At 46.2% G+C, this 13,800-nt stretch carries 14 protein-coding genes; 1 reads left to right on the top strand and 13 read right to left on the bottom strand.

The features are described from left to right. Positions 1-17: 17 nt before the first annotated feature. Genes HGP28_RS10655 through HGP28_RS10640 form a run of 4 tightly spaced genes read right to left on the bottom strand, consistent with a single transcriptional unit; the run spans position 18 to position 2,729 of the window. A complete protein-coding gene (locus HGP28_RS10655) occupies positions 18-2,012 on the bottom strand; it encodes a hypothetical protein (RefSeq protein WP_168836444.1) in 1,995 nt (664 codons plus the stop codon). Next, positions 2,009-2,203, bottom strand: coding sequence for a hypothetical protein (locus tag HGP28_RS10650; RefSeq protein WP_168836443.1), 195 nt, complete (start codon positions 2,201-2,203; stop codon positions 2,009-2,011). The genes HGP28_RS10655 and HGP28_RS10650 overlap by 4 nt, the downstream gene beginning before the upstream one ends. Further along, positions 2,203-2,532 carry a hypothetical protein gene (locus HGP28_RS10645; protein WP_168836442.1) on the bottom strand — a complete coding sequence of 110 codons (330 nt, stop codon included), beginning with the start codon at positions 2,530-2,532 and terminating at the stop codon, positions 2,203-2,205. The genes HGP28_RS10650 and HGP28_RS10645 overlap by 1 nt, the downstream gene beginning before the upstream one ends. Further along, positions 2,529-2,729, bottom strand: coding sequence for a hypothetical protein (locus HGP28_RS10640; RefSeq protein ID WP_168836441.1), 201 nt, complete (start codon positions 2,727-2,729; stop codon positions 2,529-2,531). The genes HGP28_RS10645 and HGP28_RS10640 overlap by 4 nt, the downstream gene beginning before the upstream one ends. Positions 2,730-2,868: 139 nt before the next feature. On the opposite strand from HGP28_RS10640, the gene HGP28_RS10635 reads away from it, so the two are divergent. After that, the gene (locus HGP28_RS10635) at positions 2,869-3,132 is read left to right on the top strand and encodes a transcriptional regulator (protein WP_168836440.1); all 264 of its coding nucleotides are present in this window, start codon (positions 2,869-2,871) and stop codon (positions 3,130-3,132) included. A 1,057-nt stretch (positions 3,133-4,189) separates the two neighbouring features. Here HGP28_RS10635 and HGP28_RS10630 read toward each other — a convergent pair. The 9 genes from HGP28_RS10630 to HGP28_RS10590 form a co-directional block, all read right to left on the bottom strand. Further along, positions 4,190-4,354 (bottom strand): YoaH family protein, encoded by a 165-nt coding sequence (locus HGP28_RS10630; RefSeq protein ID WP_168836439.1) that lies wholly within the window; start codon positions 4,352-4,354, stop codon positions 4,190-4,192. Positions 4,355-4,440: 86 nt separating this feature from the next. After that, on the bottom strand, positions 4,441-5,586 hold the full coding sequence (locus HGP28_RS10625) for a conjugal transfer protein TraF (protein ID WP_168836438.1): 1,146 nt from the start codon (positions 5,584-5,586) through the stop codon (positions 4,441-4,443). Positions 5,587-5,779: 193 nt separating this feature from the next. Further along, the gene (locus tag HGP28_RS10620) at positions 5,780-6,706 is read right to left on the bottom strand and encodes a DUF2861 family protein (protein ID WP_168836437.1); all 927 of its coding nucleotides are present in this window, start codon (positions 6,704-6,706) and stop codon (positions 5,780-5,782) included. 6 nt (positions 6,707-6,712) lie between these two features. Then, complete coding sequence (vxrB, locus tag HGP28_RS10615) at positions 6,713-7,375, bottom strand: response regulator transcription factor VxrB (RefSeq protein WP_168836436.1); 663 nt, start codon at positions 7,373-7,375, stop codon at positions 6,713-6,715. Beyond that, a complete protein-coding gene (gene vxrA, locus HGP28_RS10610; protein ID WP_168836435.1) occupies positions 7,350-8,804 on the bottom strand; it encodes a sensor histidine kinase VxrA in 1,455 nt (484 codons plus the stop codon). The genes vxrB and vxrA overlap by 26 nt, the downstream gene beginning before the upstream one ends. A 192-nt stretch (positions 8,805-8,996) precedes the next feature. Further along, the gene (gene pntB, locus HGP28_RS10605; protein WP_168836434.1) at positions 8,997-10,406 is read right to left on the bottom strand and encodes a Re/Si-specific NAD(P)(+) transhydrogenase subunit beta; all 1,410 of its coding nucleotides are present in this window, start codon (positions 10,404-10,406) and stop codon (positions 8,997-8,999) included. 15 nt (positions 10,407-10,421) lie between these two features. Further along, a complete protein-coding gene (locus HGP28_RS10600) occupies positions 10,422-11,966 on the bottom strand; it encodes a Re/Si-specific NAD(P)(+) transhydrogenase subunit alpha (protein WP_168836433.1) in 1,545 nt (514 codons plus the stop codon). Between the two features lie 918 nt (positions 11,967-12,884). Further along, on the bottom strand, positions 12,885-13,166 hold the full coding sequence (locus tag HGP28_RS10595) for an HlyU family transcriptional regulator (RefSeq protein ID WP_168836548.1): 282 nt from the start codon (positions 13,164-13,166) through the stop codon (positions 12,885-12,887). A 100-nt stretch (positions 13,167-13,266) separates the two neighbouring features. After that, positions 13,267-13,644 (bottom strand): late competence development ComFB family protein, encoded by a 378-nt coding sequence (locus tag HGP28_RS10590; protein WP_168836432.1) that lies wholly within the window; start codon positions 13,642-13,644, stop codon positions 13,267-13,269. Between the last annotated feature and the right edge of the window lie 156 nt (positions 13,645-13,800).

The raw sequence follows: 13,800 nt of genomic DNA, 5'->3' as shown, positions 1-13,800 counted from the left end.
CTGTATTCCTTACTGCGTTATGCGCGCACCATTGCGCCGTGTTCCTCGTATAAATGCCATGAATAAGCCCGCTCCAGCTCGGCTTGCTCATGGGTAATTTCAATCGGTATCAATGGATCATTTAAAACCGACTGCCAAAGCGCTTGATTGTCATCAAAGCGCGTTTTCGTTTGGTGATACTGCGCCAGCGCCGCCGCGCGAATATCACGAATATAATCATCACCCGACAACGGACGCATTGACCAACCGCGCGCCCCCGCCGCCCAACACAAAAAATCGCTTACCTTGTCTTCGCTGCCGCGCTCAAAGGTCATTGAAAAACGGTTGTTGGCACTGACAAACACGCCTTTGCTTTGCCGCTCCTCGCGCGCCGCCGTTAATGCGGCTTTGATTTTTTCTAACCTGGCGCGCAACTGCTCGGCGCGTTTTTCGCCGCTCACCGCTTTTTTGTTGATGGCCATAGACACAATCGTGCTTTGCTTGGCACTTTCTAGGCGTTTGATGCGTCGCTCTATCGGCTTGCGCCACATCGCGAGCTTATGCCCCAACTCGCTTAAAATTCCCGCCATGTTGCCCGCTTCAAAACTTTCGAGCACTTCCCATTTGGGCGCGCGGGAACATTGCGCAATGTTGTAGCGATTGCCACGGATCAGCCCTTGGTCAGCGTTGCCCCCTTTGGCGGCATACCCGACCGCTTTAATGATGTAACTGCTCGCCGCGTCGCTTTTTTTGATGCGCTTTAGGTTGGCGTAGCCATTGCCCCATAACTCCTCAATGCGCGCCGCCCACGAAGCAAACAGCGCTTGCGGCACACTCCAATCCATTAACAAATGCACATGCAAATTGGGTTCGCCTTGGTCATTGGCGGGAGACTCGGCGACCCAAATGTAATGAAAGTCGCGCTTTTCGGGCAGCAATGACGCTTTGACCGCTGGCACAGGCGAAAACAAGCGGCCCGACTCGGGGCAACGCTCAGTTGCCGTTAATACGCCGCCACGCTTGCGAAACTTTTTCAACGCATTGATAAAGCGCGACACTTCCGCGCCTATCGTGGTCTTTGCGCCCACAACCTCCCACAGCTTTTCGGGTTTGGCGAAAATTGGCGAGTATGGCCCCGCGATTTCACCGCATTCATTCATCGCGGTTTTGCGTTTGATTTTGCCGCGATACCATTCCAGCGCAGTGTATGGCCCCGCTACATCGCCCACCGATACCGCGAAATTTTGCTTAAAACTGACAGGCGAGAACGGCGCGCCGTCGTCGGTGTATTCCATCCCCGAGAGCACCCGCTCACGGGCGGCACCGTCCAGTGTGAGAGTCAAAAACGTCTGAAAACCGCCGTGACAGGTCGCCACATACGCGCCCGCCTCGAAAATGTTTTTGACCGCGCGCGAGGTCAATTTCTCGGTAAAGCGCTCGCCGCCGTTGGCCTCGGGCGCGTTGCCGCACGGCGTTTCGACGGTTTGTTGCAGTCGGTATTGACCCGACCATTCACGCGCCTGAAGTTGCAATTTGACCAGTGGCTTATCAGCAATCAATGATTGCTTGTTGCTGTGCGAGCGCACCGCCGCGCCGTCGCTGCCGAAATTGTCTGCATTGTGATGCGAACGCGCGTCATACTCGGCGCGCGCTTTTTTATCCAGCGTTTGCAAACGCCCTTTTAAGCGGGGAAAGGCATCAAAGCCCGCTTTCGCGGCCTTTTGTTGGCTGAAAAAGTCTGTCCGACTTTTGCGCCCTTTGACTAGCCTATTACTTTCGGCTACCGCCGCCGCTTCGCGGAGGTGTTCCGAGATCGCTTTGACGCGAAACGGGGTTAATTGCTCCGCCTCATAAAAGCGTTTTTGCTGTTCGTCATTCCACTGGTCAAAATTGGATGCAAAAAAACCGCACGTTTGCGCGGTAATGTTTTGGCGGGCCTTGGTCGAATCTTTCAACCCGCCGAGGGCATAGAGGATTTGGTTTTGCCGCAAAGGTTCGGTTTGCGGCGCAAATTGGGCGATAGTGTCATTCATGCGTAGATCACCAACCGTTTGTCACCCGTCCACGGCACAATCGCAATTGATGGATTAATGTAAGACACGGCTTGACCCGCTTCCGCTTCACACTGCGCCACCGCGACATAAAAGTTACGATGAGGCTTAAACGGTAGCGGCTCCGCCAATTCAAGAAAGGTTTCGTTACTTTCAACGCGCACAATCGCCATTACACACCCCGAGGAAACAAGCGGTTAAAGGAAGAATCCGCGCCCATTTCGGGCGCTTCATCTTGCTTGCGGATTCGGTTGGTGTAATGCGCCTTTAAGCGAGATTCAAGCTCATGAGAGCACACCTGCCGCGGGGCCATACAGCCACCTTTGAGATCACGCTTATCGCGCAAGTTTCGCCCAATCAGCAACGCCAATCGAAACGCTTGCGGCGTGTCGTCGTGCAATTCGTCAATAATGCTGTAAACACTAATCACGCTTGTGCGCTTGCATAAATAATCAAGCTCAACCTCAAGGGCGCGATAGTCTTTTTTAGAACAAATTTTCATGCCTCACCCCCTTGCGACACTAGGCGAGCCATAGACAATTTAAAGCCTCGGCGATACTCGGCTTGGCCTTTTGGGGTAAATCGGTAATCGACGCCGCCCGAACGCGGCTTAGATTGGTATCCATTGGGAAAATAACGGCGCTTGATGCTATCAATGATGCTCAAACCCGTTTCAGTTGGTTGGTGTGTCACTGCCATGTGTATCGCCTCCGCAAGCGTTTTTGTGTTGCGAATAACGATATTGCAATCTAATTGCCTAGGCAACCGCACTTGCCTTAGTGCAATCGACATTTTGATCGCCTAGAATTTAACAATTACCGCAAAGAGGTTGCCTCCTATGACTTACACAAATATGTTACTCGACCGTGTCAAAAACAAGCTGTCATTGAAGTCTGACTATCAATTGTCTAAGTTGTTAGGGGTTAGCACTAGCCGCATCGGAAATTACCGCTCAGAGCGCAGTGTTCTCGATTGGGAGTTGGCGTTCAAAATCGCCGATTTGTTAGAAGAAGACGATCAAAATGTCGTGTACGGTTTAATCGACGACAAATACAAAAACCCTCGCCTAGTCAATGCCTTACAAGCAATCCAGCACCAGTAACCGCGATTTACCATACGATACATAATACGCACCAGGATTGTTGGAGCAATTTGGTAATGTCTGTTTTTAGTCACTATAAAATGTCCTTCTAAGATAACAACGTTGTTTGCTTTGAGGCTTTAAGCGATGTTGATTACGATGAGTAAAAAAGATATTTATCGATTTAAGGTTCTGTCTGACGTCCGTGAAAAGCGATTACGTCAGTTGATGCTGTAGTTATTCTAAATGTGTCTGTTCTTCATATCCGGCATTTTCTCAATCGACTCTCTACTATCGGTGCTCAAAGTCTCGCGCACACTGCTCGTGGTCGTCTAATTAAACGACGCAACATCGCTGTATCTAAAGAAACTCTACGTCAATGGATGAACGCCGACGGACTTTGGGTCTCACACTCTAAACGCAATATCCAATCGCCTAACGACTCACCCTTCAAATGTGACGACGTAACTAATTGTCGCATCTTTTCAAAGTGACACTGTCTCATTTTGGAGTAATCTACTGCCGAATAACTACATTCAATCAAGCATCGACTTCACGACATTTATTTTATTACTCGCAACTCCACCAGAATAAAAAACTAACCGCAAACTAACTTATTGATTTTAAATACGTTAAAGGTTGAGTGAATTACAGGGTTTTCTGCTAAAGAGTTATTGAGTGAGACAAAAAACATGCAGCGTCAATTATATTGACTCGAAATTTAGGGGTTCTCGAAGACGAAAACTGAGCGATACGAGGCTTATGAGATACTCACCTACCCTTATGGTAACGCTAGCTGGGCGGCGCGAATTTGTTAATGAGCAGCAACCCTACAAAGCCTCTGAACAGAGGTAATCTATGCGGGTAAATGTTCTCTCTTTGTAACGAACGGGACAGCAAGCTCAAATGGAGCTGATATGGACAATCATTGAAGTGTTAATTAAAGAAGCTGATACCGAATCAAAAGGAACTGTATTGGAAGGGGTTAATAAATCTGCAGATTGTTACTGGTGTGAATAGGCTTTACTTCATTAGGTGACAGCGTAACTCAAAAGGCTAGCGTTAAAATAAAGCCGCACTATTCGGCGGCTTTGGTTGTCTCATTCGCTTTTTCAGCTCGAATTTTTTGAGCAATGATTTTAATTGCTTCTGCAGTGCTGATCCCTTGAGCCATTAGCGTTTGAATTTGTTCAACCGCGGCTTGCTGTTCTTGGTGTGATAGCGTTGGAATGTCGTCAAACATGGAGCACCTCGATGATGGAATAATTAAAAGGATTTGCCCGTAACGAAACCGGCTCCTGATCGGAGCCGGTGACTATAACGCTGGATTTAGTAGGTCGCAAGAAAATTAATTGATGCCCCCATCGCGTCTGGATTGGTATATCGAGCCGCAATGTCAATTTCGATTAAGTTTAATGGGCTAAGGCCAATACCGGCTGTGATGGTGTTGTCCGTATCACGCGCGGTGTTAATGATGTAACCACCCCGCAACTGAATTTGGCGAAGTAAATCGACTTCAACACCCGCTCTCAACATCTGAGTATTATCATCAAAAGAAGAGAATTTTTTCGCTTCATTCAAATCATAATCAACACTAAACGTAAAGTAGTCAGCTACGATGCCTGCACCGACGGTAAATTGAGGCCTCATGCTATATTCGTAACCAATATTCCACACTTTGCCGCTCGTATTAAAATCGTAGTGTTTTGTTTTAATGTCTCGGCCGATGATGTTTTTAGCACTTAACCCTGCGCGGAATGGTCCGAAAAACCACAGTCCGCCTGCATCAAGGTTAAAAACGGTCTCAGCGGTTTCATTTGCTCGAATGTCGCTGGTGTCATAATTAGCAAACGTATCAACATAGCTATAGGTATAGACTCGCTGAAGCTTTGGCGTCACACCAAATGATATGTGTTGCCCCATAAACGTTTGATATTTGGCTAGAGAGATCCCAACTTCGGCAATACCAATACTGACTGCGTCCACAACACTATTTTCTGCCTTCATCGCGGGGCTGGCAGCCTCTGTATCAATGCGCGGTGTTACAAAAGATTCGGTATACGCTTTACCATAAATGGTTGCTGCAAGATATTGATTTGGAAGACCAAATGCGACCACGCCGCCAAGTTCAAAGTTCAATTCATCGCCATTTATCGCGTTTAATGCGGCTTCTGTGTCTGCGCCGCCAGGACTAGTGCGAATCAAATCCCCTAGTCTATCAATTTGGTCAACCAATTTATGAGGGTCATTATAACTTAGCCCGATACTTGGGGTGATCATACCGACATCATCGTTACGACGATAGATAGCCGCTAACGCGGGATTATAGAAAGGTGCCGTGAGGTAATTTCCTGAGACAACACCGACGCCACCCATCGCATCCCCACGCGCTTCAATAGCGTAGTTATTGGCAAGTGCAACGCTGCTAAAGGCAGTAGTCGCCAGTATTACTGCCGTTAATTGATTGGTTTTCATTCTTGGGTAATCCTTTAAACTCATTTTGATGCGTTAACGGCACCTATTCGCCCCAACGACATAGCGTGTCCATGTTCATGAAGTTCACCAGGGCTCGAATTGTCTCTCGCTCAAGCGTCACTTCAGCTGGTTTGAATATCTGAATATTTTTAATAAGTTAGGTTGAATATTACCGCAAGTTAAATGGGATGTCTCACTCTTGTGTTGTAGCTTGTGATCGTTCGTAGTTTCGACTTAATGTTTGTCGATGTTCAATCACAATATCGCCCTGCCAGCGCCGAGTATTTAAACTGACCGCTAAAATATAGCGCTTATCGGGAATTGCCGAGCTGGGATCAAATGTGGTGGGATAATCAGACTCATAGCTCGCTTGCCAAATTTGTTGATATTCACCATTCTGGTAGTCAAATAGTCCAACCACAAGCTGTGGTAATGGGCACTTCACATTACGCAACTGAGTTCGCTGAACTTGCCAGCTATTTTGTGCTGTCCAGCGCAGTTCCATCGCAGGTTGAGACTCTTCAAGAATGACCCAGCTCGACCAATTATTTCCATCATGAGACGTGGCTGCAAGTCGATACAGACCTGCTTCTAGTTCACTTGTAAGTGAATACACTTTTTGATGCTGTCGCTCTTTAAAATTGGTGACGTTGTCACTATTGTTTTGTTCGGTTTGAATCCCATCAGCGTCTATCAAGTTAATCGGCTGTTCGCCCGACAGTTCCTTATCTGGCCATCGCGTGAGTTCAATATCGACAACATCTTCGACGCTAGTAATATCAACAATCGCGCGATACGTTTTACGGCCTGGGCTTTCAATGGTTTGGCGAGTTAGTTTAAGCGCAGAGATCCAATCTGGAAGTGGTTTTGCCGCCAATGATTGACCGCAATCCCAAGTTAACGAATGCGCCAATAATTCACTTAAGTGGTTTTGCGTTATGGTATTGGGCGCCGTTTGCCAAACTTCAATCAGCGCCTGATACATCCCGGGCATATCATTCTCAAGCAAATGCTGATGCGCTTGAGATAGCGCGGTGTTATGTTCAAACCATTGCTCATTTGCCGCATAAAGTGGCGCGCTTAATCCAACGAACGCCACTAACCAAACCCACGTCTTCACTATGTATCAACCCTTGAGTTTATAACCGACGCCACGAAGTGTCTCAATTTCCAATCCAGGTAATTTTTGGCGTAATTGCAAAACATGCGTGTCCACCGTCCGAGTTGTAGGAAAATGGTTATAACCCCATACGTGATCGAGAAGCTCATCGCGAGTAAAAACGCGGCCAAGATTGCTTGCAAGGAAAATTAACAGATCAAATTCGGTGCGTGTCAGAGTTACAAATTCGCTTTTATAGATAACTTCGCGCGTTGCACGATCAATCTCTAAGTTATCAGTAATAACTTTATCGCCGTTATTTTGGTCGCTACCTTCTGGGCTGCGAAGTTGCGCGCGAATACGTGCAAAAAGCTCTGCCTCAGCAAACGGTTTGGTTAGATAATCATTCGCCCCAGCATCAAGACCTGTCACTTTGTCTTTGATTGTGACTAAGGCGGTTAATAGGATCACTGGCAAGTTCGCGATTTTTTTCCAGTGAGGCAGATGCTCAACCGAATCGCCATCGGGCAGCTGTCTATCGAGAATGACCAAGTCGGCTTTTGACCAGAGCGCCTCCACATCGGCAATGCGTTCAGCATGTAAACATTGGTAACCCGCTTGTTCCAAACTTACGAGTAAGCCATCGGCGAGGTTTTTATCATCTTCAACAAGTAGCAACGTCGGTTTCACAAGGTATCTCCAAAATAAATGTCGTCGGCGGGCCAATAAGCGACATTTTGCCTCCCATACGACCGACCATCGATTCTACAATTGTTAAGCCCAACCCTAAGCCACTTTTACTGACAAAAGGTTTGCGCAATTCTGCCCAGTCTTTACTGGTCAAGGTTCCTTGGTCAATGACCTTAATCACTAATTCCGTTTCGTTCGTTTCTGCAACCAATGTCACAGGCGCTACGCCATATTTCAATGCGTTACGAATGAGGTTATCCACGCAAGTTCCAAGCCAATAGACATTGATTTTGACCGCGCGATCCTGATTTATTTCAATTTTTATGTCGGCATTGAATTCATCTTCAACCCGAAATTCGAGCCACTCGCGTACGGAAGGCACCCATTGTGTTGCTAGTGGTTGGTTATCAGATTGAAGATAATCTTTACTCGCATCCGCAAGTTGTCTCAACCTACGAGTATCTTCACATAGACGCCGAAACTCGTCGTACACCGTTTCTGGCAAATGTTCAAATTCTCGCCGAAAACCCTCGACAGTCAAAGATAAACTGGCGATTGGCGTACGAAGCTCATGCGTAAGGATTTGCAACACCAACATTCGACTGCGCAGCTCTTGACGCTTTGAATTCCATCGATAAACAGACCATCCTGCAACGAGTGCGATATTCGCAATAATCAAGACGATCATCGAGATCCGCAATAATTCGGAATGATCTTCCAGATCCCAGCACAGGTTTCCACGCCTGACAAAACAATTGGCTGTTTGCCAACTTTCTTGAACCGCAAGCCCGGCTCGTTCAACATTTTGTTGCCAAACATCATCGGGGAACACGTAATACTGATCCCCCTGCCGAAGCCAGTATTCATCTTGGTGTTTGAGCATTGACGCACCAGAAATAAGCGCGTCTATTGTTTCATCGTCCATCGAAATCAATCGGTCCAATAAAGGATCCCCTTCCCGATTATCTCGCTCCTTAATATGCATAAACTGCTTAAGTGCATCATAGGTTTCTGGGTAACGTTCGACGTAGCGAGCTGCGTACGTTCCACCGCCTGGATGCAGAAGATTACCACGTGCAAACCAAGCGGGTGTCAACATTAGGTTATTACACATCGCGCGAGTGAAAACGAGTGGCTCAGTAATAAGTGGGCTTAGCGGTAACTTACCCTTGCATGTTTTAGCGAGTTGATACAAACGCTGAACATCTTTCAGGGGGTATTTTGCTGTCTGAGGCAGTAATGACTCGGGGGCCAGTAAGCTTGTTGGATAAGTTACTTGAAGATCACGAATGTCATATTGAATTTGTGCGTTGGTATAATCAAAGAGATCAACGAAATGGTCGATTCTTTCCGGTAAGGCATTAGCAAAAGCGGTGTGCGAGGCAAAGCATAACCATGACGCTATTGCGAAGTTTACTAATCGAGTCACAAGTTACCGCTGTCATCTCAGCATGAGAAATAAAGCGGACTATACAATAGATTGTCAATTTAGTAACCCTATCACTTATACCCAAGTCACCTCAAGATGCACAGTTCAGCGAAAATGACTTGGGTATAAAATGAAAAAGCTGGCACAAACCAGCTTTTTCAACAATCAATGACTCAACTGAGTATTGATTTGTTATACCGCCAACGCTTTTGAAATTGCGTCAACACTCTCTTTCGCATCACCGAACAGCATTTGTGTGTTCTCTTTAAAGAACAGCGGGTTCTGTACACCTGCGTATCCGGTATTCATCGAACGCTTAAACACAATGACGTTTTGAGCCTTCCAAACTTCCAATACAGGCATGCCTGCAATTGGGCTATTTGGATCTTCAAGCGCAGCTGGGTTTACCGTGTCATTGGCGCCAATGACCAAAACCGTATCTGTATCGCTGAAATCATCATTGATTTCATCCATTTCAAGTACGATGTCGTAAGGTACTTTCGCTTCTGCCAGCAATACGTTCATGTGACCCGGTAACCGACCTGCAACGGGGTGAATACCAAATCGTACGTTAACGCCTTTGGCACGCAACTTTTCAGTGATGTCGTGAACAGGATATTGTGCTTGAGCGACTGCCATGCCATATCCAGGGGTAATGATAACGTTGGTTGAGTTTTTCAATAGTTCAGCAACTTCTTCTGCCGTAGTTTCACGATACTCGCCCTGCTCTTCATCACTTGAAATGACAACTTCTTGCCCAAAACCACCGGCAATAACACTGACAAACGAACGGTTCATTGCTTTACACATGATGTAAGAAAGAATCGCACCTGAAGAGCCGACTAACGCACCGGTTACAATCAGCAGATCGTTTGCCAGCATGAAACCAGCTGCTGCTGCTGCCCAACCTGAATAAGAGTTCAGCATAGAGACGACAACGGGCATGTCTGCGCCGCCAATCGATGCAACTAGATGATAACCAAAAACAAATGCAATAAGCGTCATGACAATCAACGCAAACATGCTACCATCGGCTTTAACAAAATAAACCATAAGCGCTGCTGAAACCAACAGAGCCGCAAGGTTCCATTTGTGTTTATGAGGAATGTTAAGTGGCGAAGATGAGATCACACCACGCAATTTACCGAAGGCAACAATAGAACCGGTAAACGTCACCGCACCAATGAACACGCCAAGGAAAACTTCAACAAGGTGAATGACATGATGAGCGTCAATTTCAGCTTGGAGCAAGTTTTCAACATTTGCGATAGCGGGCGGCTCGATGTAACTGTTGAAACCGACTAATACCGCAGCCAAACCCACAAAACTGTGCAAAATAGCCACTAATTCTGGCATTTCGGTCATTTCTACTTTCTTGGCGTAGAAAATACCGATAGCACCGCCAATGATCATGGCGAGAATAACCCATGCAAACCCTTCTGCATCAGGGCTAAAGATGGTGGCGCACAGTGCAATAGCCATACCCGCAATACCAAAATACGTACCATTACGGGCAGATTCTTGCTTCGATAATCCGGCGAGACTTAAGATAAAAAATACGGCAGCAACGAGGTACGCCGCTTGTACTAATCCAGCAGACATTAATGATTCCCTTCTTTAGTCTTTACGGAACATTTCAAGCATGCGTTTCGTAACCGTAAAGCCACCGAAAATATTGATGCTTGCAATTAAAATGGCAATAAATGCCAAGAAAGTAACGCCACCATGACCTTGGCCAATTTGCAGCAACGCGCCAACAACAATGATGCCTGAAATGGCGTTTGTCACTGACATCAGCGGTGTGTGTAAAGCATGTGTCACGTTCCAAACCACGTAGTAGCCGATCACACAAGAAAGGACAAATACAGTGAAATGCATCAAGAAAGACGCAGGCGCCACCGAAGCAATCCACGCAAATGCGCCTATCGCGACAACAAGACCTGCGATTTTCTTCACTGGAGATACAGGTTTTTCGACTTTTGGCTCAGGCTTTGCAGCCGCTTGCTGGGCTTGTGGTTGCGCAGATACTTGAATCGGAGGCGCAGGCCAAGTCACTTCACCTTCTTTCACCACGGTCACGCCGCGCAAAACAACATCATCAAAGTTAATGTCAATCGTGCCGTCTTTTTCTTTGCAAAGCAGTTTGAGTAAATTAACAATATTAGTGGCGTAAAGCTGAGAAGATTGAGTTGGCAAACGGCCCACCATATCGGTATACCCGACAACCTTGACACCATTTGCTGTCGTAATGACTTTATCTGCTACCGTATATTCGCAGTTACCGCCATTCGCCGCGGCCAAATCAACGATAACGCTGCCCGCTTGCATTGAATCGACCATTTCTTTGGTGATTAATTTTGGAGCAGGTCTTCCCGGAATGAGCGCTGTGGTAATGATTATGTCGACGTCTTTCGCTTGCGCCGCATAAAGCTCAGCCGCGCGACGGTTAAACTCGTCAGACATTTCTTTGGCGTAACCATCACCAGAGCCAGAATTTTCTTCGTAATCTAAGGTTAGGAAGTGGGCGCCCATCGACTCCACTTGCTCTTTTACTTCTGGTCGTACGTCAAAAGCACGAACAATCGCGCCAAGGCTACCTGCTGCACCAATCGCTGCAAGACCAGCAACCCCTGCGCCTGCAACAAGCACTTTCGCTGGCGGCACTTTACCGGCGGCAGTGATTTGCCCAGTAAAAAAGCGACCAAACTCATGCGCAGCTTCAACCACAGCTCGATAACCTGCGATATTAGCCATTGATGACAATGCATCTAGTGCTTGAGCACGCGAAATACGCGGCACAGCGTCCATCGCCATCACATTAATGTTTTTACTTGATAGTTGTTCCATTAACTCAGGGTTTTGCGCAGGCCAAATAAAGCTAATCAGGCTAGCACCTTCTTTTATCAACGCAATTTCATCAATGGTCTCATTCACCAAAGGGGCGTTGACTTTCAGAATAAGATCGCTGTTCCAAACCTGCTCGGCTGGGGTAATCGTTGCGCCTGCGGCAACATAAGCATTGTCTTCAAAGCTAGCAAGAACGCCAGCTCCGGCTTCGACAACAACGTCAAATCCTAGTTTAATTAACTGCTCCACCGATTTGGGCGTGGCAGCGACTCGCGTCTCTCCGGCGAGGCTTTCTTTTGGTACACCAATTTGCATAGATATTCCCTGACTAATGGTCTTTAGCGCTCATTTATTGGCTATGAGTTTGCTTCGACATTTTATCGAACCTGTAATAAAAATACGGCAACTCTGGATTTTTTCCACTCAGTTCAAGTGAGCAGCGTTGTATTTATTGAAAATAAACAACAAAAAGTCAACCAGATGCAGGTCAAACCAGATGAGTTACCGCAATGTTTCACCTGAATTGGCTGTGACGCCGTCCTTACGTGAAACTTTCTTTCCGTAAATTTTATTGTGGCGACTTCCGCTAACGCCTTCAGCCGACTTGTCTATACCCAAACAACTTGAAGTGCTGGTAGGCGAGCAGCGAACAAAGCCTCTGAGCACTTCGTGAACATAGATACACTATGTGATGAGGTTTGTGAGTGCCCGTCAACTCTGCTGCAACTTCAAGTAGGACGGGTATCATTGAGCACAAACGATAAATACAAAAAGAACCATCAGCATATAAGCGAATGGCTCTAATAAAGATGATTGCAATCAATTCGTTGCGTGATAATTCAAAAAAATTTGGAGTGGCGTGATTTGTCGTCGTACCAACAGCCTCTCTATACCCAAGTGACTTCAAGATGCTGGATTCAGAGCCGGCTCACTGAGCAGAGAGCAAGGCAAACAACGCAGCGAAATAGCCAGTCTATTTTCAAGTTGTTTAACGCCGCTATCGGTTCAGTGATTGGCTCCCAAAGGGCGAGCTGTCTTGGCTCATCAGCTTTGTTGACGATTTTCGATTGAGAACCACTCAATCTTCAAATCCTCGCCTCACTGACAAACCAAGTCATTCTCGCTGAACCATGCATCTTGAGGTTACTTGGGTATATAACCCAAACAACATTTTGACCAATAACAAAACGCCCCGCATATAGCGAGGCGTTTTGTGCTGTTCAAACCTTAGGTTTAACCGAAAATCTTATCGCCCATTTGATCGATAAACATTTCCGCTTTTTTTACCATAAGTTCATCTGCATCCGTTTGACTGGCAAACATATCTGAACGAATAAATTGATGCGTTTTTACTTCATCATCAAATTGCTTGGTAATTCGGCCGGCGATCCGATACTGGCCGCGCTCCTCTTGGCTCTGAGCATATATTTTAAAACCTTTATACTCGACTGGCTCAACTTCTGCAGCGGGTGATTTGTCGGTCTTGCTGCCAAATAAACGTGAAAAAAATCCCACAACAACCTCATTTTCATTTATCAATCGAATTTGTACGCAAATGTTCAATTTTCGCGTGAACTTGGTTTCCGCTTGTGCGGCTATTCTAACACCCAAAAACTTACTCTTTTTTGCGATAAAATTCGAGAATTGGTTTTTCAAACCACTCTAATTCTAACATTTCATCAGGGTGCACGTGCGAGAAAACCACGGGAAGGTTGTCCATAGTCCGATTTTTTCGACGGTCATTGATGATCATCTCAAGCGCATTATCAACCGCAATCTGACAGCTTTGTTTAAAGTGAACTAAACGAGTTTCTGGTAGCGCGCTCAAAAAATCAATATCGTGACGAATGTAGATAGGTTTCAGCTGAACAAGAGCCAAACAGGCAATATCCGCTAGCTGCTCTGAGTCAAAACGCTCCGTATACTGCTCTTGCCCTAGTACTTGACCAACCAATGTTTCCATATAGTTATGAACATCAACACTAATTTGCATTTTCACGCTTCCTTTAACGAACTCTCTCTATTATGACATGGATTCTTCAAATATTACTTATTGACTGAATTAAATTTAACCAAATACGAGAAATATATGGTACAAAACGGGTAAAAAGCTTGGCAATTTGTCAAATAGCCTTATCCTAGTGAGGTT

Origin of the sequence: Vibrio agarilyticus, from assembly GCF_012641465.1 — a bacterium.
GTDB lineage: Bacteria > Pseudomonadota > Gammaproteobacteria > Enterobacterales > Vibrionaceae > Vibrio > Vibrio agarilyticus.
The sequence above is the reverse complement of the archived record's forward strand: the minus strand, read 5'-3'. Positions and strand labels throughout refer to the sequence as shown.